Origin of the sequence: Rossellomorea sp. y25 (genome assembly GCF_038049935.1) — a bacterium.
Taxonomy (GTDB): Bacteria; Bacillota; Bacilli; order Bacillales; family Bacillaceae_B; genus Rossellomorea.
The window spans coordinates 1,032,694-1,058,955 of record NZ_CP145886.1 but is presented as its reverse complement, the minus strand read 5'-3'; the positions used below and the strand labels follow the sequence as shown (position 1 = coordinate 1,058,955).

Below are 26,262 nucleotides of genomic sequence, written 5' to 3'. Positions count from 1 at the left end.
ATTCCCCCTTCCCTCCTAATTATTTCAAATATTCAAGATTCCTTCAATTCTTTATTGCACAAAAAAGAGCTTATCCTTTTTTAGAATAAGCTCATGCATTAAGATTTACTAAACAACCTTTATTCAGCCGGTGACAACTCGCTCTCTGTCACCCATTTATGATTCTTTACCTCTTCCCCACCTGTTACTGGTGTGAAATCCACCATATACACCGTCGTCTCTTCAACGGAATCAATTGTCGCGGTCGCGCCTTCCATCCCTTTCATGTGATCGGCGTTTAGGACGACTTCATCCCCAGATGAATAACGTTCCTCACCATGATCGGCAATTTCTTCATGAATGATCCATTTATGATCTTCCACTTTTTCTCCGCCAGTGGTTGGTGTATAGGAAACGGTATAGACAAAGGTCTCGTAAGCACCTGTGATTGTGGCTTCGGCTCCCTTCATCCCTTCCATATGGTCATCTTGGATGATGGCTTTACTTCCTGCTGCATAGGTGGGATTCGCCGCTTCCTTCAAGCCTTCAGGTACTTCTCCTGAACTTGAGTGATCCATGTCATCATGGTCCATCCCGTCCATTTCTTCCTTCATCTCCTGGTCATTTCCGTCTTCATGTCCCATATCCTCTTCATTGTTGGAGCAGGCACCCAACAGGAGAAACAGTGCTGTAAAAAGTAATAGGATCGTTTTTTTACTATTTTGAGTCATGGTAGTCCTCCTCTCATTTATGAATTAAAGTTTATCCCGCAAAATTGCAAATTATATGGAGAAATGCGAGAAAATCATGAAAGATTTATGACAAATGCCTTCAGGCTTGAAGCATTGTGCATAGTTTTTTCATATTTTTTCGGTAAAATAAAGGAAATGACAAAATGAGGTTTTACTATGAAGAAAATTTCAACAAAGTTAGCCCTCTACTTCACGATTGCGGTTCTCGTGATGGAAGGGTTATTGATGCTCTATCTACATGACAATATCATCGATACACGGATCGAGGAAGAATTTCAATCGATTCTATCACGGGGGAACAGTCATCGTGATGTGTTAGAGGATCGTTATTCGGAAACGACGCTCCACCACATAGCCCTCATGGAATCCAAAACGGAAACGGAAGTTGTGATCACAGATCAAAACCATAACGTCATCATTGGTTCACGTGTATTAACGGATGGGATGCGTGAACTAATCCAAGTCACCCCTGAATCGTTGACCCGTGAAGGAAGGGTCATCGAATCAAATTGGAAGGATATGAATTATTTATCTACCGTTACATCCTTCGAAAGTGAACGGAACGAAGGATATGTCTATATGTTCAAAAGCGCCACACCGTTGCGGAACCTGATCAGCCAATTGAACAGCCATTTCCTTCTCGCAGGAATACTTAGTCTCATCATCTTAACGGGGATCCATTTTCTCCTATCGAAACTTCTGACGCGTCCCTTGTTAAAAATGAAGCAGGCGACGGAAAAATTGAGCAAAGGGAATTTTGAGGTGAAACTTCCGGAACTCGGTCAGGATGAACTTGGGGATCTATCGGATTCCATTCAGAGGCTGGCGACAGATCTAGAGACCATTCAACAGGAGCGTACTGAATTCCTAGCGAATATTTCTCATGAGCTCAGAACCCCCCTGACATATGTTCAAGGATATGCCAATGTGGCTCTTCGAGAGGACATCCCGGAATCTGAACGAAAAGAATATCTGAACATCATCCAAGAAGAATCCAAAACCATCCTGACGTTGATCGAAAATTTATTTGAGCTGGCAAAGATTGATGAAAACAATTTTTCCATTCAAACTGAAACCATCGATTCGGGCTCTTTTTATCAAAAAGTCATCAACAAGGTTGCTCCTGTTTTTAAAAGTAAGGGAATCGATCTCATTTTGACTGTGAAGGAGGATTTCCCGTTCCATGCCGATCCCATTCGACTTGAACAAATCGTCATGAACTTATTGGATAACGCCCTAAAACATTCGCCCCCGCATTCAACGACTGAAGTGACGGTTGAGCGAAACGAATCAGGGAATATGAACCTCCTAATTAACGACCAGGGAATGGGAATCCCACCGGATGAACTTCCACAGGTATTCAACAGGATGTACCGGGTGGAGAAATCACGTTCCAGGGAATTTGGCGGATCCGGTCTCGGGCTATCCATTGTCAAAGAACTGGTGGAAGCACACGGCGGTCAAATTTCAATACAAAGTCAACGAAATAAAGGAACATCGATCAACATTATTCTGTGATGCTTGGAGGTCAGTCTGGTGAATACCATTTTATTAATCGATGATGAAAGAAGGATGCTGAACCTGCTGGAGCTTTATCTGAAGCCTCACGGGTATGTATGCAAAAAGAAAAATAACGGCTATGACGCAATTCAGTCTGTTAAAAAACATTCCGTAGACCTGGTCATATTGGATATCATGATGCCTGAGCTCAGTGGCTTTCAAACCTGTGAAAAAATCAGGGAGTTTTCAAACGTCCCCATCATCATGTTAACGGCCAGGGGTGATAAGGATGACGTCATTAAAGGCTTAAACGCCGGGGCTGATGACTATATCACAAAACCCTTTGACGAAGGGGAACTGGTCGCACGTGTGAACGCTCAATTCAGAAGGATCAAACAGTATGACCAAGTAGAGGATCATCACTTGACCAGAGGGGCTTTTACGTTGGATGAAGACTCCTACACGTTAAAATATGAAAATGAAATCAGCCCTCTGACGTTAAAAGAATATAAAATCCTGCACTCCTTGATGAAGAACACTGAACGGGTATACACCCGGGAACAGCTCCTTCTCATGGTATGGGATATCCATTCCACGACCGATATCCGAACCGTGGATTCCCATATCAGGAATTTAAGGGAAAAGCTGAAAAAAGCAGGCTTCCCCATTGAACATCATTTGAAAACAATATGGGGCATCGGCTACCAGTGGAAAACATAAAAAAGATCAAAGGCTCCCTGTCCTTTGATCTTTTCTTATGTTCATTTCCTTTAGGCGATTTTCTTACATTCTTCTGCACATTTGAAGCAAGCATCGGCACATGCCTGACAATGATCATGATCATGCTTCTTGCATTCTTCCCCACATGCTTCACAAATCGCAGCACACACTCTGGCAAGCTCAGACGCAAATGGAGTCCCTCTTACTAAGGATTGTTCTAAGTATGCACACATATCCGCACATTCCCTATCGTACCGGATACATTCTTTCATCATGTTGAGATCTTCTTCCTTTAGACAAGAATCGTAACAATGATTACACGCCACCATACATTCATGGAGTGCGTTGATGGCCGATTGGTATTGTTCGTGTGACAATTTGAATTCCTCCTTTAAGATTAAGTATTTCCTACACGTTTACTATATCCCGTTCATTTTGCAATAAACGGATAAGGTACATTTTTTTATAAACAAAGAGGTTTATTTTTATTTGCATAACTTCTGCAAAAATAGGGGGTAAACAGGGGCATCTTGGAAGAACGCACCTTGTATTAGGTAAGGAACATACTTAATAAACAGGGACGGACCTCATGCTTTCTTATGAACGCACAAGGTCCGTCCCTTCTTTTGATTAACCGTCTTTTTTATGGAATAATGAATAAATGCTCGTTCCATTAATGCAAGTAACCAATGGAAGACCAGGTGGATGAGCTTGTTTAGTTCATCCCATACATATACTAGTTTTGATTTAAATCATGGAGGTATGGATGGTTGTTTGCACAAATCACTGAACGCAAAAACTTGAGTTCCAAACATCTTTTTATATACATCACCCTCACACTATGCGTGGCCGCTTCCCTCTATTTCGTCTACCACAATCATGAATGGTATGATCGACCGATTGCCGAAGTGATCAGTACGAAGATTGTGGAAACGACGGAAATGGAGGATATGAATGGAAATAAGGATAAGCTCTACTCCCAGCATGTCATAGCTGAATTGAAGAACGGGGTTCAAAAGGGAGAGATGATCACTTTAACCAATGAATATTCTTCCTCAGGGGCCACTGATCAGGAATATCACCCCGGGAACGAATTATTCGTAAGTATCGATTCATCTTCAGCAGGAACGACGGAGCTGGCCGGGAACATAGAAGACGTCAAGCGGGATACATACATGATGATCATCGGTTGGGTTTTTATCCTGCTCTTATTAGTGGTCGGGAAGAAGCAGGGGCTGTTCTCCCTGATCACCCTTGGAGTCAATGCCGTCATCCTGTCCTATGCCCTGGATATTTACCTGAACTCAGAGGATATAAGCCTGTTGGCAGTATGCAGCATCGGGGTGATTTTATTTACCGGTATATCCCTTTTATTCGTCAATGGCTTTAATGAAAAAACGTATGCAGCAGTTGTTGCGACCTTGATTGGAACGTTCATGACACTCTTGATTGCTTATGTTGTGGTCGGATTCACCTCCGGAAACGGTCTCCGTTACGAGGAGATGCAATTCCTTACCCGTCCATATGAAATGGTGTTCATGGCAGGGATACTCGTGGGGTGCTTGGGAGCGGTGATGGATGTCGCCATCACCCTATCGTCGTCCATCTTCGGACTGTACGAGAAGAATCCCGACATCTCCATCAAAGCGTTGAGGAAGTCGGGATTCGATATCGGCCAGGACATCATGGGAACGATGACGAATATTTTGTTCTTCGTCTATATCAGCGGGGCGATTCCCATGCTCATTCTTTTTTTCAAAAATGCTTCTCCACTCGGTTTCACCCTTTCCATGAATCTTTCACTGGAAATGGCGAGGGCACTGACCGGGGGAATCGGCATTGTACTAGCAATCCCGATCGCCATCTATACATCCATCTTTTTTGTTAACAGAAAGAAGGCTAGAGCATGACTGTACAACTGTATCTCGCAGCCATCCTTTTCATCTTAATGATCACGATTGGTGGAAAAAAAGGTGCACGCTCCTTTGTAGCTCTATTCCTGAACTTCGGCGTGCTTCTTTTCACCATCATTTTGATGAATGATCCAAATATGAATCCAATCATCCTCACGCTGATCGCCTGCACCCTGATCAGCTGCATATCCCTGTTTTTCATCAGTGAGATCAACATCAAGACGGGGACAGCCTTTCTTTCGACGATCATCACCACCGGCTTACTGCTCTTCTTCATCCTGATGTTGACGGATCAGGCGATGATCCAGGGATTCAGTGAAGAGGAAACCGAGGAAATCGGGGCGTTTTCCTTATTTGTCGGAGTGGACTTTGTGAAAATCGGGGCATCCATGATTATCATGAGTACGATCGGTGCCATCATTGATTTATCCATCTCGATTTCCTCGCCCATGCGTGAAATCGCCTATCACAACCCCACCATCAGCAGAAAAAATCTATTCTCCTCGGGGCTGAGCATTGGCAGGGATATCCTTGGAACCAGCACGAATACGCTGTTTTTTGCTTTCTTCGGAGGCTATATGGGGCTGCTGATCTGGTTCAAGGACTTATCCTACTCAATCGGGGAAATCGTGAATTCCAAAGTATTCAGTTCCGAAATGATCTTCATCGGTTCAGCGGGGATCGGTGTTGCCCTCGCGATTCCGGTCACTTCCTGGATCACGGCTTACTTTTTGGTGAAGCGGAGAAGCGAGTCGAATGACAGGATTGAACGGTGAGAATTTTTTCAGGATCGAAACTTCTACTAAAAAAGCAGATGCGAACCGATTCTTTCACGTCATCGAATAGATATGGTAAGATAGCACCTACACTGATAAGACTTTAGGAGAATGAGCATGAAAAAGACAATCGACCATATTGGAGTAGCTGTAAGAAACATAGAAGATACCATCCACTTTTACGAGAAGGTTCTAGGGGCCAAGCTGATCGACCGCTATCGAAGCGATGCCAAGGGTGTCGAAAGCGAAATTGCCATCATGGAGGTGGACGGTGCGAGAACCGAATTACTTGCGCCGACAAATAATGATACATCACCCATCGCACGGTTCATCAAGCAAAAAGGCAAGGGCGTCCATCACATCGCCTATCGTGTGGATGACCTCGATGCCGCTCTCGAAGAACTGAAGCATCAGGGGATCCGCACATTGGAGGATAGTCTTCGCATCAACAAGCATGGCAGGAGATTGATCTACTTGAACCCTGCTGATACGGAAGGCACGATCATTGAGTACTGTGATTATCCCGATGGGGAAAATATCTAGCCAAACAAAAACGCATTGGACTCCTCATGCGTTCAATGGGTTTTTTGTCACCTCAACGGCCACCGTCTGATATCGGGACATGGGGACAGGTTCCGTGTCCCAATTGTCTGTTTCACAGAACCTACTGCCTGGGACAACGAACCTGTCCCCATGTCCCTCTTAAAATGACTCTTAATTTTCGGGAATCCTACACGTCTCCCCTATTTCATCCTTTTCCCTCAAAATATTTTTACAATATTAGACAAAAACCATCAATAAAAGCAGACAGAAATGGAAGCATGTGTTAATACTTGTGTCTTTCTTTGTAGAATATTTATTGTTCTCAACTTTACATGCAATAGTTGTAGAAACTTGTAGGATAATTCAACTATTTGTTGACAGACTATTCTGATATATTTAATTTGTATCAAATATAAAGGAGTGGTGCTCTTGTTAAAAGTTCTATCTAAAGCTGGTTTATCTCTTGTTATAGCCGGGGGTGTTGCTGTGGCAGGCTTCCAAGCAGGTGATAGCCCTGCAAAGGAATCCAGCAAATATGATTTAAGTCTTGCCCATTATGTGGGTGCGTCTCCTGAACTGGCCGCAAAGGCGAAAGAGTTAGGGATTGATGTATCAAAAGCGGATCCCGCTGAAAAAATCGCTGGTCATGGTGCAAAGTTCCAACAAGCTGGGGATCATCATGTCGCTTATAAAGAGGCTACTGGTGATGTGCCAGTACTTGTTTTATTAGCCAAGTACAAAGATGGTGATGAGCCAATCGGTGACATGAAGGGTCAAGTTCCAGCGAAATACTATGAGGATTTAATTTTTGGAGATGAATATAATCCATATGAACTCGATGTATTTAAGCAATATGATAGCCAAGACGTACCGAAAGACCGTACAATGCAAAATGCTTACAAAGAATCCAGTTATGGGAAAGTTAACCTGGTACGTAAAGAAAATACTGATTTTGCATGGGTTGAGCTGCCAAAAGGTGCTTCCTACTATTTGGACCAGGAAGGTACATATGCTGAAAACGATGAATACGTAAATGGAAATGCTAATGGCGACGCCCACACAGGTGAATTCATCCGGGATCTTCTAAAGGCTGCAGACGATCAGATTGATTTCTCAAAGTATGCCGAAAATGGAGAAGTTCCAAATATCTTCGTTGTCCATGAAGGAACAGGGGCTGAATTCAGCCGTGACCCGGCACAGTTCTGGTCTCATAAATGGTCTCTATTAAGTGCCCTTTATTATGGGAAGTACTATGAAACGGGTAAAACTGCAGATGTCTATGCAGGTATGAGTCAAGGAGAATGGATAAATAAAACGGTTGTAGAAGATATGACGTACGATGGAGTTGTGGTTAATAACTATAACATCCAGCCAGGAATCGGCGGAAATGTTGCAGGATATGATATGGCCACGGACGGTTATAAAGATGAATTGAAACAAGGACCTTATCCTGCCCAAACCGGGGTATACGCCCATGAATTCGGACATGCCCTTGGCTTACCGGATTTCTATGACACTCTTTATACATCCGAAGGTGTTGGAAACTACTCCATGATGGCAGGCGGCTCGTGGATGCGTTTTCCAAATGCTCCAGCCTACTCTGGAAACTCACCGACACACTTTGATCCGTTCTCCAAGATTTTCTTAGGATGGGCAGAACCGAAAAATGTAGCACCTGAAGATGGTATTCAGAAAATCACCTTACCACCAATCAACAAAGCTTCTGCCGATAATGGAATCGTTAAAATGGAAGTACCGGGATCAAACGGTACTGAGTATTTCTTGTTCGAAAACGTTCAGCAAGACGGATTCAACAAAGGTCTAGTCCGTCAAGGTGAAGACTCACACGGTTTGGTAGCATGGCATGTGGATGAGAACATCATCAATCTTTATCAAACAGCGGGCTTCCGTCCAAACAATGTGGAGAACTGGATGAATAAGCGATTCCAGTATAATCAAACTCAAACAGCAAGTGACGGAACAGTTGTCACTCATTATGGTCTATCTGTTCTTCAATCGGATGGAAACTATGATCTCGAGAAAAACGTGAATCGTGGAGATTCCGGTGACTTCTTCAAAACCGGGGATAAACTGACACCAGTTTCCGGAAATGTTCACACGGGGTCGTATTATTTCTGGAAGGGCAATGGCTCAACGCCAGCTGATTCAGGAATTCATGTAACAGATATCGTAGAGAATGAAGATGGGTCCATTACTGCTAAATTCTACTACAGCACGAATGAAAAGAAGAGATAATAACGAAAGTTTTGAAACCTGAGCCCAAAATCAAGGGCTCAGGTTTTTTTAAGACAAAGTATCGTTCTTTTTGAAAGTAGAACCGTCCCTTATGACCATCAATACCCTGAGTAATAACGCCCATGTGCCGCTTCCTCAGCAGCCTCCGCATCCGCCTTCGTCACATGAACCGTCCCGAATGGATGCTGCGGTGGCGCATAAATCGAATACAGCTTAATCGGGGTATCACCCGTATTGATCAGATTATGCCACGTACCTGCAGGAATGACGATGGCAAAGTCCTCTTCTACTTCTCTCTCAAAATATAAATTATCCTGCCGATCTCCCATTCGAACGATCCCCTGCCCTTGTTCAAGGCGCAGGAACTGATCAAGATGAGGATGGATTTCGAGACCAATATCTTCGCCCGGATTGATGCTCATCAAGGTGAGCTGAAGATGTTTTCCCGTCCATAAGGCCGTTCGGAACGTATCATTCTGGACGGTGGCCTCGTCGATGTTCACCACAAACGGCGCAGGACCATAATCCTTCAATGTGAATCGCTGGTCCGCATCTGCCCCGAGATGACTCAATCGCTTCGCATGCTCCCATTCATCTTTACACGTATTCAGGAGAACTTCATACGCAGGTGAATGCTGCGCCTGCAGGCAGCCGATCCGAAACTGTTCATAGTCCTCTAATGCTGTTTGGTATCCTCTCTGCAGTCCCTCCCGGTAGGAACAAAATGGAATACTCTCGACCTGGTAAACAGGCTGACTTCCAGTAATGGAGGTATACAGATTGGTCAACTGCCACCAGTGTCGCTGTTCGTCTTCCATCATTTGAAGGAGGTTGTGCTGGTGATCCTGGTTCGGTGCAACACTCGCTAACCGGCCATAAAACTCCGCAGATGAAGCTTTTCCTTGGATTCCATTAAGGAGGACACCCACTAGCTGCTGGTGATTCTCCTGTCCGTTTCTCAGCATGGAGTCGTTATTATGAAACGTTGGATTCGCATAGGTATGATTTGGATAAGACATCGGAACATTGTACATACTGTTCATTCCTTTCAGGTTTTTACCACGTTATCATATGCGGTGCAGTAAGAGATGTGCTTCTACCCATGCCTACATTCCAGGTTAGTAATCCATCGATCGGGTATAGTACTATAACCTAGTTTGGAAAAATTAGTATTTTAAAAAATTTAAAATGAGGTGACAATCATGAATCATTGGTATTTTTCTTTCCTTGTTGGAATTGTCGTCTTCCTGGGATTGTATTTCATAGGAAAACAGGAGCTGTCCTTTATTCTTTTATATAGTTTTGGAGTATTTATTGGATTTTTTATTATGTACTTAATGAATAGGAGAAGAGAAAACAAGTAGCCGTTCAATCGTAAGCTACAGAAAAGGGTTCATCACGGCCCTAATTCTCGTTAGCATTTTTCGTGGCCAAAGCCTGCCCCATCACTATGTTATAATATTCTTACTATTCGTAACACATTAAGTAAGAGAAAGGAAGTTTGATTCCATGCTGCCATCTGAGCTAAGAACCAACATCAGGAACGGAAAGCACCAAACCCATACATCCGGTTTTTGCCAGGATTATGTCCAAACCAATCTCGTCGTTCTCCCTAAAGAATATGCTTTTGATTTTTTACTGTTCACCACCCGAAATTCTAAAGCCTGCCCCATCGTCGAAGTGCTGGAAGCAGGTCAATTCGAATCCAGATACGCGAAGGGTTCAGATATTCGAACGGATATACCCATGTATCATGTGTATGAGGATGGCCGGTTGGTTGAAAAGAAAACGAAAGTCGATGATGTCTGGAGAGATGATTTCGTCACCTTTCTCATCGGTTGCAGCTTTACATTTGAAAGTCAGCTGATCAAGGGTGAGATTCCTTTGCGTCATATCGAGGAGAATAAGAACGTCGCCATGTATACGACAAACATCCAGACGGAAAAAGCGGGTGTATTCCAAGGTCCGACGGTGGTTTCAATGAGACCGATTCCCGATCACCTCGTACAGAAAGCAACAGACATCACCTCGTTATTTCCTAAGATGCATGGGGCTCCTGTCCATATCGGCGACCCTGGTGAAATAGGCATTGGGGATATAACACAGCCAGACTATGGTGACTTTGTCGGGATCAAGGATGGGGAAACCCCTATGTTCTGGGCTTGCGGTGTGACGCCTCAAGCAGTAGCCCTCCACGCAAAGATTCCCTACATGATTACCCACGCTCCGGGATGTATGTTTGTATCGGACTGGAAGAATGAAGACTATTTGAATGAAGAGAAATAAGGTAGGGACGGACCTCTGGATAGAGGTCCGTCCCTTTGCTTATCCTGATGGGACACGGTGCCTGTCCCCCAGTCCCATGATGGCGCTAATGGCTCCCATTTTTGTACAGACTTCTGCCCCTACGCCATTGCTATTGCTGATGACTTTCTTTAGTTGTTCAATATCGTCCAAAAGGTCGAGGGGATTTTGGTGTTGATTGAATTGATGTAGGGTTGCCCCAACAAAGGCATCCCCCGCCCCTGTTGAGTCGATGGAATGAACGGGAACGCTTGGTACGACGGCTGATTGTTTTCCATTTGAAATCAGGGTCCCATCTTTCCCTAAGGTGACGGCTACCGCATGAGCCCCCACTCTATGGAGGCAGTTGACTCCGTCTGAAAGATTGGAGTATCCGGAAATGAGTTTACATTCCTCTTCACTTACTTTGACGAAGTCAGCATTTCTTACGCATGCCTCTGCCAGCTTAATAAAGGCACGCACGTTATCTTTCCATAAGTCTGCTCGAAAGTTCGGGTCAAAGGAGACGAATTTCCCTTCTTCTCTGACTTTCTGGATAAAGGATAAGTAAGCGGATTTAAAGGGATCATCCAGTAAAGCGGTGGCTGAGCCGAAGTGAATGATGGATGAGTCCCGCCAGCGGCTTTCATTCAGCTCTTCCTCTGTCAGATGGGCGTCTGCCCCTCTATTAAACACGAAATCTCTTTCTCCATCTTTTTTTAATGAGACGAAAGCAATCGTCGTTGGATGATTTCCATCTACGATAATCGAAGAATCATCCATGGTAAGATCCATCATGGTTTGTTTCAGGAAATGGCCAAATGGGTCATTTCCTACTTTGCTTAGGAATCGGGCCTTGCCACCAAGTGTGGTAATGGTCGCACACACATTGGCGGGAGCTCCTCCTGCTTGTTTAGAAAAGTGTTGTCCTTTAGTCAGGTCTGTATCAATGTCTGTACAAAAGAAATCGATGAGTAATTCTCCGATACACAGAATAGTGGGTTCATTCATTTTTCCAAGCTCCTTTAATCTCCTATTCCTTACTCCAGATAGAAGAGAGTTCAGTAAGGGATAGTTGTTCAACATTCGCCTTTCCTCCAATAGCCGTCAATGAAAGGGTCGTATCCGTTCCCTTCGGAAAGATAAGATTGGTGAAAGCGGAACGGCCTTCCTGTGCGAATACCTCTATAGAGGATGAATCCAGGAATAGCTGAAGAATGAGCTTATCCTCCATTAATTCCACATGCCCCTCCGAGATGCCGGAGAACGAATCCGAAAAGCCGTCTATTCCTGACTGCGTCCGATCGACAGATAACGTATTGGTGAACCTTTCATACCGAATACTCGTTTTCTCTTCTGCTGAATGATGGAGATCAAGGTTGATCTCCTTTGCATCATCCAGCTTTACAACCAGATTCAATTCCATTAATGCATGATCCACTTCAATCGAATGGCATTCCTCTTCCGAAAGCTTTATTTGCTCGCTGACCTTTGTTTCTTTTCTAATTTGCTTAAACTCTGTGACAGGTTTTTGCAAAAGACGGACTCCACTTAAAGTCGTAACCAGGGTCAGCTCTCTTGGAAGCGTCATGGCACCTCTCCACGTTTCAGTAGGAACCTGGTTTGCGTATCTCCAATTGTTCATCCATCCAAGGTAGATGCGCCTGCCGTCCTTTTCTTGAATATCGGACCAACTCACTCCTGCATAGTTGTCTCGTCCATAATCAAGCCAGAGAATGGTGTCCCCATCATGGCAGTTGGTAAACGTCTTTCCATCAAAGTCTCCTACAAAGTACTGGGTCCTTGACCCTTCCTTGTAATCGGGATTGTCGCCTATACTTACCAGCATCACCCATTTCATATGATCTGGATTTCCGTCCACCATGAGGGGAAACAGGTCCGGGCATTCCCATACTCCGAAATGTGCCCCTTCGTCCTGACCAAATTCACTTGCGAACTCCCAGTCGATCAAATTGGCGGATGTATACAGGGTAATGGTTTGACCGGTCGCGAGCACCATCACCCAACGTTCAGAGTCGTCATGCCAAAATACTTTGGGATCCCGGTAATCGGTGATGTCTTCATCAGACAAGACCGGATTCCCCCCGTATTTCTCCCACGTCCGGCCGTTGTCACGACTACAGGCAAGACTTTGCCTCTGCCTCGGGCGTTCGGAATCCGGATACGTATCAGCACTTGTATAAATGGCGACAAGTCCCCCACTCTCCCCTTCGAAGAACCCCGACGTATTCTTCCAGTCCACCACGGCACTTCCGGAGAAAATGGCACCGTGCCCGTCAGGATAAAGAGCAATCGGCAGTTCTTCCCAGTGAATTAAATCTTTACTGACTGCATGTCCCCAGTGCATCGGTCCCCACGTGGTTCCGTGTGGATGATATTGAAAGAACAGATGATATTCACCTTCAAAAAAGACCATCCCATTGGGATCATTCAGCCACTTTTCCTTTGGTGAAAAGTGAAATTGTGGCCGGTGTGCCTCTGAATATAGGTTTGTTTTTTCTCTAAACGGATTTGTCATAAGGATCCTCCTTTACCTTCGAAAGGCTGCACGCTTGCTCATGCAAGGTGCAGCCAGCAATTTGATTAAGATTGATTTCGGTCATACCCATCCTGCTTGATTTTCAGCCACTCTTGCAATCCGAGACGATCCAACTCTTTCAGGTAATCTGCCCATTCTTCATCGGCCTTCCCATTCGTGATCCATTCGGCCTTTTTCCGCTTCACATACGAAAGTAAATCGGTCTCGATCTTTGAAAGCTTATCTAATTCATCAAGGGAGAAGAATACTCGAGGATAGATATTTTCTGCCTTCATATCCGGTACCATGACATCCTTCATCAGCCCCAGTCTCCAGGCAGCATCATCCGGTTTCGTCGTAACAGCTCCATAGTATTCGTCCAGAATGGCCAGTGGCCCTCCAACAGACGTTTTTTCCCTTAACTCGACAGGCGCAGTGCCTTCCAAAGGTAGATGCTTCAATGAATTGGTTGCGGAATCCATTTCAAAGATGTTTTGCTGTTTATCATCTCCGTAGGTTCCCCAGTTATTTTGAACCGATTGAAGCGGATTATAGAACTGATCAATCCATTTCGCCGTCAATTCAAGGTTCTCGTTCGCACTAGTAATCACCATTCTGTTACGGTCGAATCCCATGCCGTTGGTTCTTGTCACATTCTTCGTTCCATCCGGTCCTTCAAGGGCAGGCATGAGGTCATACTTGTCATTCATCCCCGTGATATTGGCCTTATCCCATGTGAAGTACATTCCGTAGCGACCTTCTTTTCCCTTGGACAAGTAAGTATTCCAATCCTGTTCAAAGGCTTCTACGTCTATTAAGTCTTCTTTATATAGCTCATTCAAATAATTGATGGCATCCTTATACCCTTCATCCGCTGCCGTCAGCTTTACTTCTCCGTCATTCGTGACAACGGTGTGATCCCAGTTTTCCCCCAATCCGAACGAGCCGAATAAGAAGGACACATCTTCACCGCCATGATTGATGATGAATGACATCGGAATTTCATCTGCCTCTCCATTTCCGTTTGGATCCTGCGTCTTGAATGCTTTCAGGACTTGTTTTAGTTCATCGGTTGTTTTCGGCATCTCAAGCCCCAGTTTATTTAGCCACTCGACATTGATCCAAGGGAAGTCATCGACGGAGTGGATACTTTCTTTCCCTGAACCCAGCTCTTCAATCCAAGGGAAGGAATAGATATGTCCGTCCGGTGCCGTCATCATCGATCGATACTCAGGCGCATTGTCCAGGACCTTTTTCAGGTTGGGCATATGCTCATCTATTAGATCCTCAACCGGTACGATCGCCCCATCCTTTGCAAGCTTCAACAATTCGTAATCACTGTATCCCGCATTCATGATCGCGTCGGGAAGCTCGCCGCTTGCTATCGCCAAGTTCCGTTTTTCATTGAAGGTTTCTCCTGCTGTATAATTTGTCCAGTCGATCTTCACTCCGGTTTCTTCCTCCAGCCTTTTGAAAATCAGCTTTTCATTCGGATCATCCGGAGCGAGCGGTGAACTGGACGTCATCATCTTCAGTGTCACCTGTTCCTCCAACGGAAACTTCACATTTTCCAGTTCGTAATTCTCAGAAGAAGCACTTTCACTGTTGTTGCTGCATCCCGCTGCCAGGAGCATGCCTGACATCAGTAGTACCGACATTGTCTTCGTCTTTTTCCCCATTATTAAACCCCCATTGATAAAATATAGATTATTTTAAAGATCCCACCATAACACCTTTTTCAAAGTATTTCTGGAAGAATGGATACATAATGATCAGCGGCAAACTGGCCAATACGATGGATGAATACTTGATCATCTCAGAAATCCTTTGGAGTTCCGCTGCCGCCTGCTGGTCAGCGATCATTCCCGGCTGTACTTCATTCTGAATAAGGATGGAACGCAGGACGAGCTGAAGCGGGTACAGATCCCTGTCTTCAAGGTAGATCATCGCATCGAAATAGGAATTCCATTGTCCAATGAAAGCATAGAGGGCGATGACAAAGATGATCGGTTTAGACAATGGAAATACGATGTTCAGGAAGATTCTGAACTCCGATGCCCCGTCGATCCTTGCCGCTTCCTTCAGTTCATTCGGAATTGATTTAAAATACGTTCTTGCCAGGATGATGAACCAGACGTTGATGGCATTCGGGACAATGATGGCCCAGATCGTGTTCAGCATCCCTAAGTCCTTCACCACCATATAAGTCGGGATCAGCCCTCCGTTGAAGAACATCGTGATGAGAAAGAACACCATGATGAACTTGCGGCCGACGAGCCCATCAGCCGAGAGGGAATAGCCTGCAAAGATACAGACGCTCACGGTGATGAGGGTGAACCCAAAGGAATACAGAATGGAATTGATGAATCCTTTGACGATGGTCCCGTCTTCGAAAATCCGTTTATATCCTTCAAATGTCCAATCCGAACCGCTGATGAACAATCCTTTTTTCACAAGCACGTTCGGTTCAAGGACCGACGCCAGTAACACGTACATTAAAGGAAACAGAACGACGATCACGATTCCCCCAAGCAGGATATTATTAATGAAAAGAATGAATTTATCGGACCTGGTGTATTGGTTCATCTCGTTTCCCCCTTTCTATAAGAGACCTTCGCCTTCGTTTAATTTCTTTACAACCCGATTAACAAACACTAGTAAGATGACATTGATGACGGCATTGAATAATCCTACTGCGGTAGCAAATGAATAGTCTCCCGCCTGCAGCCCCCGCTTGTATACATAGGTCGAAATGATTTCCGAGGTTGGCAGATTCATAGACGTCTGTAAAAGGTAAGCTTTCTCAAATCCAATTGCCATGATCCCACCTGCAGCCAGGATGAACAGGACAGCCATGACAGGCTTCAGCGTCGGTAAATCAATATGCCAAATGCGTTGCAGCAGGGAAGCCCCGTCTACAGTGGCTGCATCATGAAGCTGCGGATCCACATTGGCGAGTGCCGCCACATAGATGATGGATGCCCACCCTGCACCCTGCCATACACCCGACCAGATATAGATGCTCCTGAATGCATCAGGGTCCGACATAAACGAAATCGGTTTATCCGTAAAGACGGACAGCATGGCATTAATCGGTCCCGTTGGCGATAGGAAGAGAAAGATCATCCCCGAGATGACCACGACGGAAATAAAGTGAGGGGCGTACAGGATCAACTGGATGTTCTTCTTCACACCTGCATTTCTGAGTTGATTCAGCATGAGCGCCAGAATCACAGGAATCGGGAACCCGATCAGAAGTTCAAACGAGCTTAGTTTCAGCGTATTGACCAGGATATCCATGAAATTAGGAGATGATAAAAAGGTCGAAAAATGCTTCCATCCCACCCATTCACTGCCCGCTATACCCCTGATCGGACTGAAATCCTTAAAGGCAATCGACGCCCCGTACATGGGAACGTACTTGAAAATGATCGTAAGAATGATAGCGGGTGCAAGAAATAAGTAAAGAATATAGTTTTTCTTCATATAATGAAGCTTGGTTTTCAATTTGCTATTGGTCCTTGGTTTTGAAATAGGCTGGGCTTCAGCCTTGGCAAGTGGTTGCAATCCTTTGACCTCCTTTGAAAAAAATCAATCAAACGTCTGACAGCGGTTTCATTAAAAGCATTGAATGATGTCACCTCCTGCATTTTTTGTTACTACCAATCTGTCTGTTGCTTTCACTTTACTAGAATCCCAGAATGAAAACGTTTACTATTTTCGGGTAAAAAGGTTTAATTTTTTTGGAAGTTTTTCATATAAAAAACCCCTGGCATCTGCCAGAGGTTTCTATTCCATATCATTCAATTCTTCATTAATCTTTCGAACGGCTTCTTCTGCAGACGTTCTTACATCCTTCCCTCCGATCCCCACGTCTTCGAATAAGGTTTTGACTGCATCGCTGACGACAGGATAGGCGGGGGTAACCGGTCTGTTCTTTGAATACTTCTGTGCTTGCTGTACGAAAATATTCTTAGGATATTCATTGAACTCGGGAAAGGCTTCTGCAACAGAATAACGGGCCGGAACATCCCCGGTGATTTCCACATACTTCTTTGCTCCTTCAAAGCTGGTGACGTAACGGATAAACTCCCACGCTTCATCAGGATAGTCGGTTTCAGACGATATGCCGAGGGACCAACCTCCATTCGGAACTGCCTGATACGTTCCCTTAGGAAGGGCTGTAATGCCGAAGTCCTCCCCCAATCGGAAGTCAGGATTCATCATCGAGAGGCTCTCCACCATCCATGAACCGAGCACCGTCATCCCAAGCTTTTCGGTTTCCAGTGCCTCAGGAGGCATCTCCACTTTGGCGACTTTATGGACTTGATACAGATCCTGATAAAACTGAAGTGCTTCAAGTGATTCCGGAGAGTTCAAATACCCCCTCGCCGTCTGATTATCCGGACCCAGTACGTCACCACCGAATTGCCAGAGGAGCGGCATCTTGAAGTAGGACGGGGACTCTCCATCAGGAAATCCCTGGGCCGGATCGATTCCCGTGACATCCGGGGATAACGCAGATATTTTCTTTGCTGCTTCAAGTACCTCTTCCCACGTCATCGGATCATTCGGGTTTTTGGATGGGAGCGGCACCCCGGCTTTTTCGAATAAATGAATATTATAAAAAAGTGCCACACTTGATTCTACAATCGGTGATAAGTAGATTTCATCCTCATACGTGATTCCCTTTAAAGTCGGAGAGGCCAGATCCTCTATGTGTCCACCATTTCTCATATAGCTGTCCAAAGATAGAAGAGAACCTGCACTGGCATAAAGGGCGAGGGTCGGCGTATCGATCGTCATGATATCAGGAGGGTCACCCGCTGCGATTTCGGTTCTAAGCTTCAACTCATAATCACCATATGCTATGGGGACCATCTCTACTTCAATTTCCGGATGCTCCTTATTGAACTCATTCACCAGCTCGTCATATGCCTGATTTTCGAGGTCCGTCCCCCTGTTTCTCCAGAATGTCAGGTGGATCTTAGACTCGTCATCCACTTTTTCTCCTACTTGTTCTCCTCCACCATCTTGGAAGGAGGTGAAATAGAAGACGATGTATACCCCGGCCGTACCAATGAGAATCGAAGCTGTAAGATAGATGGCAGTTAATTTGTATTTCATCGCGCCTCCCCCGCCCTATCCGCTATCATGGATTTTCGATAGTCCAAGGGCTTCTGCCCGAATCTCTTCTTGAAAACGGTGCTGAAATAGCCTGAATTGGAGTAACCCACAAGATGAGCAATCTCAATGATCTTTAACTGTTCATCCATTAATAGGGACCGGGCTTTGTCCATTCGAAGATTTACGAGATAATCACTGAAATTCTGTCCCACCTGTTCTTTAAACATCTCCGATAAATAGGCTGAATTGATATGGAATTGATCCGCAAGGGAGGTTAAGGAAATTTCATTGGCGTAGTGCCGATCCATATACTGTCTCACATTCTCCACGATGGCGGTGCCATTTGAGGAACGGCGGGTTTCACTCACTTTTTCCGTAATCGACCTTGCTGCCTCCAGTAGATTTTCTTTCACCCGGTCCCTGGAGGTCAGTTCCCATATACTCAATTGACAGTTCCATATCATTTTCTTCATGTCATCGGAATACAGATCGTATTTCCTTGCCATGGATCCAAGCATGAACAGCACCCGGTTCGCAACAAAGGAATACGACATCATCGATTGCTGGTCACATTCTGCAAGACTCGCGAGGAGGAGTTTCTTGAAAGTGCCGAAATCACCCTGCTCCATACTGTTTGAAAGCTTCCATTCCGCTTCCTCCGTAAACTCGATGGTCTGCTTATTCGTTGTCCCATCGATGAGCTGAGACTTGGCGCCTGCTGAACTTTGACTCCAGGAAAGAAGCGATGAAATATACCCGTTCTTCAACTGAGATAAGCCTCTCACCTCTTTGCCTAACCCGATGACCGTTTCAAGTTTCAGATACGTGCTGACACTGCGTTGAAGCTCACTAACAAAAAGCCGAGCTTGATTCTCACCTGAATGATGATGACAGAGGAAATGGATCATATTCGGATAGCTCGTATCATAAAAGGACAAAACCCCCTCATGCTCATAGGATAATTCCCTGCACAGCATTCTGAAAGGGAGAAACAGCTCCCTTACCTGCTCACCTTCTAAGCTTCGAATTTCGACGGTGATAAACTGCACGACCGCATCCTCTCCTGCGAGTTCATCCAGCTTCAACTGCCGCAGTCTTTCCCCGGTGATGTTCAATTCCGCCCATTCATCCTTCACCAGATGAAGCAGGTACTGCTCCCTCATTTCCTCTGCATGATGGTGAATCAATTGGGTCATTCTGTCCGTTTCGATCCTTCTTTTCTTCTCGGCTTCGATTTCATGCTTGCTCTTTCTGAGGGCAGTGGATAATTCCTCTGGATCGACAGGCTTTAGGAGATAATCTTTAACGCCTTCGACCAACGACGATCGGACATACTCGAAATCAGCATAGCCAGACAACACAATGACCTTGATATCCGGATACTCGGCCGATAACGTCTTCACCAGTTGAATCCCATCCATGACGGGCATTCTGACATCGGTCAGGACGAGATCTGGCTTTTCTTCTTCTACGACCTGCAGCGCTTCCTTTCCATTCGAAGCCTCACCGACAATATCGTATCCTTCCTCTTCCCAATTGACCTTCCACTTGAGTCCTTTCCGAATCTGGATTTCATCATCGACCAGGATCACCTTCAGCATGAATATCCCCCCTTCCACTCTTTATGTACAAGGCAATGGTAGTGCCTTGCTTCTCTTCAGATGCAATGTGATAGGTAAAATTTTCTCCGTAATACAACTTCAAGCGGCCAAGGACATTTCTCAGCCCGATGCTCCGTCCTTTGCTCTCCAATACATTCCTCGATTCATGGCGTTCAAGAATATGCTTCAATTCTTCCACGATTGCCTCAGGGATTCCGATTCCGTTGTCTTCAATCACAATCTCCACCCAGTCATCCACTTTCTTCGTGGATATGTGGATAGAGGCTGCCGTCTTCTCTATGAAACTATATTTCACCGCATTCTCCACGAGTGGCTGTATGACAAACTTAATGATTGGTAGTGAGGCAGCATCAGGATCCTCCTGGATGGAAACCGTCAGAGCCTCTTCATAACGCAGCTTGAGAATTTCTGTAAACCTCCGTATATAGGTCATTTCCTCCCCAAGTGTCACCATGTCTGTTTCCGTATTGAGGGAATATCTCATGATTCTCCCTAAATGGATCGTGACGTCAATCACCTCTTTGTTTTTCCCTTGCGCTGCCAGCCCTCCGATGATTTCCAGGGTATTATTGAGGAAATGGGGATTGATTTGCAGGAGCAGTGCCTTGTACTCCGCATCCCGCCTGCGGATGTTCGCTTCATATTCAGTTTCAATCAGAGTGTTCAACCGGTTCGTTGTCTGTCCGAACACATCCACCACATACCCAATCTCGTCATTTGCCGTCTTGATCGAAGGGATGAAATCCTTCGCTCTTTTAAAGTCCCCTGTTTCCACCAGCTTCATGGCACCCGTCAATTTCCCTAACGGCTTGACAATCGTAGAAGAAAGAAGATAAGACGCCATAATCGTCAATAAGAAAATCCAGCCACTCGTCAAAAGAAGGTTCCTCTGAAGCTCATCGATCTTCGCGAACAATTCAGACTTGGTAATTTCACTGACGAGCACCCAGTCCCCTACCTTTACCTTTTGATAGAAGATCATATACTCTTCCTTCTCATAAGGGATTTCAATCAAGCCAGAGCTTCCGATCCCCGTTTTCATGGACTGCAAACTTTCTTTTACCACGCTCTTTGGTGTATCGATGCTGCCCGTCAGCACATTTCTGCCGCGGCCATCCAGCAGGTAAACCTTCCCGTTTTCCCCCAGCTTGATCTTACTTAACGCTTTCTCAAGAAGGGAGGATGGAAAGTTGACTTTAATCACACCGGATAAATCGAGGGTGTTGATATCAAATAGAGGAAGAAGATAACTGTTTACTTGGTCAGCCATCAAATCATTATGGGAACGCAGCCAGCGCTGGTCTTCTTCATAAAAATCGTTGAACCAAATCGTCTTCTCAAGAGGAGGAAGATTTCCCGCAGTGCCCGTCCCGTCGTTCAGATAAACAGACACGGACATCGCCTTGGAATTATTAATCATCATCGAGGATAACTCGGCCTTCAACTGGTTCTTCATCAAAAGCCGTTCGGCACTCGTAGCCTCTCCATCCTTTTCCTCGGACTTAATCCATTCCTGAGTCGTCGGGTTCACCAATACCTGCTTCCCTAAATCTTCTGCCTGGGAGGTGATCGAATCAATATATAATGAATATTGCTCCATCATCTCGATCGTCGAATCCTTCGTCCGGTCCTCCATGATGGACGTAAACCAGTTGGGGATCAAGATGGATAGAACCAGAAAAGGAAACGTCAGAAGCAACGTAAAGATCATAAATAATCGGTTGCGAAGTGAGAAAAACATAGCGCCTCCATTAATCGAGGCAGAATGATTATATTCTGCTTCCGTTTCTATCAGTGTATTTTTTTGAAAACTCAAACTACTATTCTTCTTAATTTACCATAGTATAGGAGGTCTAAAAAGATGGAAAATAAATTAGGGGATGCTTGGTGGGCGGTGGCAGTTTTTCAGTATGAAGAGAATTACACCATAAAAAAACCAGCCATCACTGACTGGTTCTTCAACAATAATAGTACATTTTCAACAAAGTTCTTATATTGGTCGGTGGAACAAAGACGCTGTCCAGGAACTAGACAGAAGCATTCTCCGTCTTCAACGCCTTCTCACCTTTTACCGTAGCATCAGCTTTTCCTTCCGACTTTCCATTAGCTGTATTACCGGTTTTAAATAAGTTGCTCTTAAAAAATCCGAACGTTAATCCAACGGTAATGACAAACGTTATGGCCATCCCAATGAAGTAGAAGCTCCAGTGTTCTGGATAAACCGATAGGAAAGATAGGACTCCGCCTACTCCTACAGATGTTGCTTTCACTCCTTGTGCCGCCAGATACGCACTTCCGATTGCACTTCCGACCATTACAGCGATGAAGGGGTATCGGAATCGAAGGTTGATCCCGTAAATGGCTGGTTCGGTAACCCCTAGCCATGCAGATAGTGTCGCTGTTAAGGACACACCTTTTAATTTCTTATTTTGCTTCAGGATAAAGAACATCGTCAATGCGGCAGCCCCTTGAGCAAGTGTAACCGTTTCCCCGATCGGCCATAACGTAACATAGCCAAGCGTACCGGCCATTTGCAGGTTTACTCCTAAGAAAATATGATGCATCCCTGTAATAACCAGTGGCCCTGAGATAAATCCATATACTCCACCGGCAAATGCAGGTGATACTTCAAACAGATAAAGAATCCCATCCGTAATCCAGTTTGAACCTGTCATCGTAATCGGTCCGATGACACCAAATGTTAAAAGTCCCGCGAACACCAATGCAAGCGGTGCCACAAATAGCATTTGTAAATTATCCGGTATGAATCGCTTCAACTGCTTTTCAGACCAAGTTAAGATCAAAGTGGCAAAAATGACGGGTAGAACCTGTCCCTGATAACCGATCCTTGCAATGTCCCATCCGAATACGCTCCAATATTCAACATCCCCGGGGTTTTCTGCGTATGCATAAGCAGACATCAGTGAAGGATGGACCAATAACAGCCCCAGTACGATTCCCAATAATGGACTCCCGCCGAACTTCTTCGCAGCGGACCAGGCAATGAGTACAGGCAGGAAGGTAAACGCTGTATTAGCAATCACATTAATGAACTCTGCAAAGCCAGTCCAGCCAGTATGAACATCGAGGAGTGATTTTTCATCATAAAAGATTCCCGGATTTGCAAGCAGGTTATTTAATCCTAACAGTAACCCGGCAGCCACGATGGCCGGCAGAATCGGAATAAAGATATCCGCTAAGACCCGGACACCCTTTTGAAGGACATTTCCTTTCTCTGCTGTGATCTTCTTCATTTCATCCTTACTTACTTCATCAGCACCGGTTTGTTGTACAAATTCTTTGTAGACTTTATCAACCGTCCCAGGACCGATGATCACCTGAAACTGACCACTCGCTGAGAACGTTCCTTTCACGAGTTCATTTTCCTCTAAAGCCTCTTTATCTACCAAACTCTCATCTACTAACACCAAACGCAGCCTCGTCACACAATGCGACGCATTACTGACGTTCTCTGAACCCCCTATATTCTTTATAATGTCAGCAACATTCTCTTTAAAGCCCATCTCATGACCTCCTCATTTAATCGCTTACATAAATTTTCTAACTTGTTTAAACAAGTTCGTTATAGTACAGTATAAATTGTTATCAAAAGTTGTCAAGAAAAATTGTGAAAAGGAGTGTTGAAAGTTGGATATAAAAGTCACGCCGATGAGCCACTTTGGTTCCTATATGGCACTCACATACCAGGAGAGCGAAGTCCCTGAGAAAAAAGGTATTTATGTTAATTCAGTACGAGGTAAATCCAAGCAGCACCAGAATGCACTCAAGATCATACCTACAGTGAACGGGATCCCGGTTGAGTACACATATAAAGCCGATGAATTTAAAATCTCCCTTTCATTCGACGGCGGAGAATTACAGCTTTGCTTTGAAGATTCAGAGAGAATCTTTGCAAAAGGCACTGGAGAGAACGTTGGGCTCACACTCGATACCCAGCCTGTTTTCAACTTTGAATATAACTATCTATTAGGGAATACCGGTGAAGAATTCTGCCTCATCAACAGCTACAAGAATCTGACCAAGTACATGATCTTTGCACCGAACGGCTCAGTCAGCCTGCAGCAAAATGTATTCATGGACACGACCGGCAGTACGAATAAGGCGGATAACCTGTCCAGTATACACATTACCCAAAATGAAGGTGACAAAGACTTCCTTTGTGTCATCGAAGACGTCCCGACCCACGGGGCTGTTCCGGAAAAAAGAGAATACACGTTTGAAGCAGCTTTAGAAAAAAGCACGAATCACTTTTCTGCTTTCTTATCAAAACAGCCGGATGTCCCTGAAGGATATGAACAGACACTCAGAGAAGCGGCTTATCTGAACTGGACATGTATCGTGAATGAGCAAGGTCTTTTAAAAAGAAAAGCCATGTATATGTCGAATGCCAACTTCCCTGGTGTATGGAGCTGGGACAATGCCTTCAACGGATTGGCTCTTGCCGGTGTCGACGATGAGCTCGCTTGGGATCAGATCCAGCTGCTATTCGATCACCAGGACGATAAAGGTCAAATCCCGGGGTCCGTCAGCGATTCGACCATCCGCTGGAATTTCTCCAAACCGCCGGTACAAGGTTTATTCGTGTTGAAAATGATGGAGAAAATGTCGCTGTCCACCGGGCAATTGGAGACCATCTACTCTCAAATTAAGAGACATGTAGAATTCTATCTTCAATACAAGGATTTTAATGGGGATGGCATTTGCGAGTACCATCACGGAAATGACTCCGGACAGGATAACAGCACCGTTTTCAGAGACGCCAATATCATCGATTCACCTGATTTGACGGCGTTCCTGATTAAATCGATGGATATGCTGGCCGTTGTTTCGGGTAAATTGGAGCACGAAGAGGATAAGAGGTATTGGGAAAGGGAAGCGGAACGATATACGAAGAAGTTCTGTGAGTACTTTCTGGTAGATGACCTGCCCGTCGCCCGTTTTACCAGAGACGGAAAAATGATCGAGAGTCAAGGGAGTCTGCCATTGGTATCGATTATTCTGGCCGACAAACTTCCTGAGGCTCCTCGAAAAAAAATGATTGAAGTCTTGAGCAGTGACCGGTATTTAACCAAATGGGGAATCGCTTCCGAAGCAATCGACAGCCCTCTATATGAAGAGGATGCGTATTGGAGGGGACCGATTTGGGCACCTACCACCCTCCTGTTTGTAGAAGCATTTGAAGAGTGCGGAGAATTTGAACTGGCAACGGAAGTAGCACGGAAATTCCTGGACCTTTGCAAGCACGGGGGATTTGCGGAAAACTTCCATGCAGAAACAGGAGAAGGATTAAGAGACCTGGCCCATACATGGACATCCAGTGTGTTTATCCACTTAGCTGCAAAACTAGCAAAATAGAGAAAAAAAGTGTACGAGATGAAAATATCTCGTACACTTTTTTATTTCCGCTGTGTCTGATCAAAAAAGACAAAATTCCCTGGTGTATGTCTGGATTGAGTATGCTCGAACATCACACCATCTGCATTAAAGATGTGGCTCGTCACAACCACGACACTATTAAATCCATCCAGCTTCAAGTACTCCTCATCCGCTTCCGTTGTTCGTTCCACAACCATTTTCCTCTTTGCCGTGACCGCTCTCTGGTTCAACTCTCTTTCCAGAAATTCATAAATCGAATCTTCCGCGATATCGATTGTGAGACCTTTTACGACATCTTTCCGGAAATAATTGTAGTCCATGATCACCGGATTCCCCTCTAAATAACGGACACGCTTGAGATGATACACGTCAACACCGACCGGAAGCAGCGTGTGCTCATGAATCGATTCATCCACGGTCAATTCCTCAAACACAACCACTTTCGTCTGATGCTTCTTATGATTTCGGAGGGCAAACTCCTTGAACGTCTCCGTCTCCCCAAACATATATTCATTCTGCTTGAAATCCTGATAAATCACACGAGCCCCCTGGCCATGCTTCGTCTGCACATACCCTTCATTGACGAGATTCCCAATCGCTCTGCGCACTGTATTCCGTGAGCAATCATACTCTTTCACCAGCGTATTCTCTGAAGGAAGCAATTGCTGATACTCATAGACATTCTTTTCAATTTTTTGCTTTAAATCTTCATATATTTCTACGTACTTCGTTCTCGGCATAATAGCCTCCTATGTTACCTATCCGTATGTATGATGCTTAGTGGCACCATTATATCCTATTGTTCCTATAGAAGATAGTAACATAAGTTAAAGGGGAAAATCCTCAAGAAACAAG

The 26,262-nt window shown here is 44.9% G+C and carries 21 protein-coding genes; 8 read left to right on the top strand and 13 right to left on the bottom strand.

Features of this window, described 5'->3' with window-relative positions; all coding sequences use genetic code 11:
• Positions 1-119: 119 nt before the first annotated feature.
• Positions 120-710, bottom strand: a complete 591-nt coding sequence (locus AAEM60_RS05290) for a YdhK family protein (RefSeq protein ID WP_341357611.1) — start codon at positions 708-710, stop codon at positions 120-122.
• A gap of 177 nt (positions 711-887) precedes the next feature.
• Between AAEM60_RS05290 and AAEM60_RS05285 the strand changes: the two genes are divergently transcribed.
• Positions 888-2,249 carry a HAMP domain-containing sensor histidine kinase gene (locus tag AAEM60_RS05285; RefSeq protein WP_341357610.1) on the top strand — a complete coding sequence of 454 codons (1,362 nt, stop codon included), beginning with the start codon at positions 888-890 and terminating at the stop codon, positions 2,247-2,249.
• Positions 2,250-2,267: 18 nt separating this feature from the next.
• Entirely contained in the window at positions 2,268-2,951 is a 684-nt protein-coding gene (locus tag AAEM60_RS05280; RefSeq protein ID WP_299745791.1) for a response regulator transcription factor, read from the top strand.
• 50 nt (positions 2,952-3,001) lie between these two features.
• Here the strand turns inward: AAEM60_RS05280 and AAEM60_RS05275 are convergent, their stop codons facing one another.
• A complete protein-coding gene (locus AAEM60_RS05275; RefSeq protein ID WP_299745788.1) occupies positions 3,002-3,328 on the bottom strand; it encodes a four-helix bundle copper-binding protein in 327 nt (108 codons plus the stop codon).
• A gap of 393 nt (positions 3,329-3,721) precedes the next feature.
• On the opposite strand from AAEM60_RS05275, the gene AAEM60_RS05270 reads away from it, so the two are divergent.
• From AAEM60_RS05270 to AAEM60_RS05255, 4 genes are all read left to right on the top strand, one after another.
• Positions 3,722-4,861: a YibE/F family protein gene (locus tag AAEM60_RS05270; protein ID WP_341357609.1), complete on the top strand. Its 1,140-nt coding sequence runs from the start codon at positions 3,722-3,724 to the stop codon at positions 4,859-4,861.
• The gene (locus AAEM60_RS05265; protein WP_341357608.1) at positions 4,858-5,640 is read left to right on the top strand and encodes a YibE/F family protein; all 783 of its coding nucleotides are present in this window, start codon (positions 4,858-4,860) and stop codon (positions 5,638-5,640) included. Before AAEM60_RS05270 ends, AAEM60_RS05265 begins: the two co-directional genes overlap by 4 nt.
• Positions 5,641-5,757: 117 nt before the next feature.
• A complete protein-coding gene (gene mce, locus AAEM60_RS05260) occupies positions 5,758-6,183 on the top strand; it encodes a methylmalonyl-CoA epimerase (protein WP_341357607.1) in 426 nt (141 codons plus the stop codon).
• 429 nt (positions 6,184-6,612) lie between these two features.
• Entirely contained in the window at positions 6,613-8,439 is a 1,827-nt protein-coding gene (locus AAEM60_RS05255; RefSeq protein WP_341357606.1) for a M6 family metalloprotease domain-containing protein, read from the top strand.
• 98 nt (positions 8,440-8,537) lie between these two features.
• Here AAEM60_RS05255 and AAEM60_RS05250 read toward each other — a convergent pair whose 3' ends face one another.
• Positions 8,538-9,473, bottom strand: coding sequence for a cupin domain-containing protein (locus tag AAEM60_RS05250; RefSeq protein ID WP_341357605.1), 936 nt, complete (start codon positions 9,471-9,473; stop codon positions 8,538-8,540).
• A 475-nt stretch (positions 9,474-9,948) separates the two neighbouring features.
• On the opposite strand from AAEM60_RS05250, the gene AAEM60_RS05245 reads away from it, so the two are divergent.
• Positions 9,949-10,725 carry a putative hydro-lyase gene (locus AAEM60_RS05245; protein ID WP_299745771.1) on the top strand — a complete coding sequence of 259 codons (777 nt, stop codon included), beginning with the start codon at positions 9,949-9,951 and terminating at the stop codon, positions 10,723-10,725.
• 39 nt (positions 10,726-10,764) lie between these two features.
• Here the strand turns inward: AAEM60_RS05245 and AAEM60_RS05240 are convergent, their stop codons facing one another.
• The 9 genes from AAEM60_RS05240 to AAEM60_RS05200 all read right to left on the bottom strand — a co-directional run bounded on the left by AAEM60_RS05240 (position 10,765) and on the right by AAEM60_RS05200 (position 23,534).
• Complete coding sequence (locus AAEM60_RS05240; protein WP_341357604.1) at positions 10,765-11,733, bottom strand: carbohydrate kinase; 969 nt, start codon at positions 11,731-11,733, stop codon at positions 10,765-10,767.
• A gap of 22 nt (positions 11,734-11,755) precedes the next feature.
• A complete protein-coding gene (locus AAEM60_RS05235) occupies positions 11,756-13,261 on the bottom strand; it encodes a glycoside hydrolase family 32 protein (protein WP_341357603.1) in 1,506 nt (501 codons plus the stop codon).
• A gap of 65 nt (positions 13,262-13,326) precedes the next feature.
• Positions 13,327-14,940, bottom strand: a complete 1,614-nt coding sequence (locus tag AAEM60_RS05230) for an ABC transporter substrate-binding protein (protein WP_341357602.1) — start codon at positions 14,938-14,940, stop codon at positions 13,327-13,329.
• A gap of 28 nt (positions 14,941-14,968) precedes the next feature.
• A complete protein-coding gene (locus AAEM60_RS05225) occupies positions 14,969-15,847 on the bottom strand; it encodes a carbohydrate ABC transporter permease (RefSeq protein ID WP_341357601.1) in 879 nt (292 codons plus the stop codon).
• A 15-nt stretch (positions 15,848-15,862) separates the two neighbouring features.
• A complete protein-coding gene (locus AAEM60_RS05220; protein WP_341357975.1) occupies positions 15,863-16,747 on the bottom strand; it encodes an ABC transporter permease subunit in 885 nt (294 codons plus the stop codon).
• A gap of 303 nt (positions 16,748-17,050) precedes the next feature.
• Positions 17,051-18,388 (bottom strand): sugar ABC transporter substrate-binding protein, encoded by a 1,338-nt coding sequence (locus AAEM60_RS05215; protein ID WP_341357600.1) that lies wholly within the window; start codon positions 18,386-18,388, stop codon positions 17,051-17,053.
• On the bottom strand, positions 18,385-19,989 hold the full coding sequence (locus AAEM60_RS05210) for a response regulator transcription factor (protein WP_299745755.1): 1,605 nt from the start codon (positions 19,987-19,989) through the stop codon (positions 18,385-18,387). Before AAEM60_RS05210 ends, AAEM60_RS05215 begins: the two co-directional genes overlap by 4 nt.
• Positions 19,964-21,826 (bottom strand): histidine kinase, encoded by a 1,863-nt coding sequence (locus AAEM60_RS05205; RefSeq protein ID WP_341357599.1) that lies wholly within the window; start codon positions 21,824-21,826, stop codon positions 19,964-19,966. Before AAEM60_RS05205 ends, AAEM60_RS05210 begins: the two co-directional genes overlap by 26 nt.
• Before the next feature lie 211 nt (positions 21,827-22,037).
• Positions 22,038-23,534 (bottom strand): PTS transporter subunit EIIC, encoded by a 1,497-nt coding sequence (locus AAEM60_RS05200; protein WP_341357598.1) that lies wholly within the window; start codon positions 23,532-23,534, stop codon positions 22,038-22,040.
• A 124-nt stretch (positions 23,535-23,658) separates the two neighbouring features.
• On the opposite strand from AAEM60_RS05200, the gene AAEM60_RS05195 reads away from it, so the two are divergent.
• Positions 23,659-25,386: a hypothetical protein gene (locus AAEM60_RS05195; protein ID WP_341357597.1), complete on the top strand. Its 1,728-nt coding sequence runs from the start codon at positions 23,659-23,661 to the stop codon at positions 25,384-25,386.
• 41 nt (positions 25,387-25,427) lie between these two features.
• Here AAEM60_RS05195 and AAEM60_RS05190 read toward each other — a convergent pair whose 3' ends face one another.
• Positions 25,428-26,147 (bottom strand): UTRA domain-containing protein, encoded by a 720-nt coding sequence (locus tag AAEM60_RS05190; protein ID WP_299745743.1) that lies wholly within the window; start codon positions 26,145-26,147, stop codon positions 25,428-25,430.
• Positions 26,148-26,262: the final 115 nt, after the last annotated feature.

Coding starts and splice junctions, on each gene's coding strand:
- AAEM60_RS05290 (WP_341357611.1), bottom strand. CDS start 710: ATGACTCAAAATAGTAAAAAAACGATCCTATTACTTTTTACAGCACTG.
- AAEM60_RS05285 (WP_341357610.1), top strand. CDS start 888: ATGAAGAAAATTTCAACAAAGTTAGCCCTCTACTTCACGATTGCGGTT.
- AAEM60_RS05265 (WP_341357608.1), top strand. CDS start 4,858: ATGACTGTACAACTGTATCTCGCAGCCATCCTTTTCATCTTAATGATC.
- mce (WP_341357607.1), top strand. CDS start 5,758: ATGAAAAAGACAATCGACCATATTGGAGTAGCTGTAAGAAACATAGAA.
- AAEM60_RS05250 (WP_341357605.1), bottom strand. CDS start 9,473: ATGTACAATGTTCCGATGTCTTATCCAAATCATACCTATGCGAATCCA.
- AAEM60_RS05245 (WP_299745771.1), top strand. CDS start 9,949: ATGCTGCCATCTGAGCTAAGAACCAACATCAGGAACGGAAAGCACCAA.
- AAEM60_RS05240 (WP_341357604.1), bottom strand. CDS start 11,733: ATGAATGAACCCACTATTCTGTGTATCGGAGAATTACTCATCGATTTC.
- AAEM60_RS05235 (WP_341357603.1), bottom strand. CDS start 13,261: ATGACAAATCCGTTTAGAGAAAAAACAAACCTATATTCAGAGGCACAC.
- AAEM60_RS05230 (WP_341357602.1), bottom strand. CDS start 14,940: ATGGGGAAAAAGACGAAGACAATGTCGGTACTACTGATGTCAGGCATG.
- AAEM60_RS05225 (WP_341357601.1), bottom strand. CDS start 15,847: ATGAACCAATACACCAGGTCCGATAAATTCATTCTTTTCATTAATAAT.
- AAEM60_RS05220 (WP_341357975.1), bottom strand. CDS start 16,747: ATGAAGAAAAACTATATTCTTTACTTATTTCTTGCACCCGCTATCATT.
- AAEM60_RS05215 (WP_341357600.1), bottom strand. CDS start 18,388: ATGAAATACAAATTAACTGCCATCTATCTTACAGCTTCGATTCTCATT.
- AAEM60_RS05210 (WP_299745755.1), bottom strand. CDS start 19,989: ATGCTGAAGGTGATCCTGGTCGATGATGAAATCCAGATTCGGAAAGGA.
- AAEM60_RS05200 (WP_341357598.1), bottom strand. CDS start 23,534: ATGGGCTTTAAAGAGAATGTTGCTGACATTATAAAGAATATAGGGGGT.
- AAEM60_RS05190 (WP_299745743.1), bottom strand. CDS start 26,147: ATGCCGAGAACGAAGTACGTAGAAATATATGAAGATTTAAAGCAAAAA.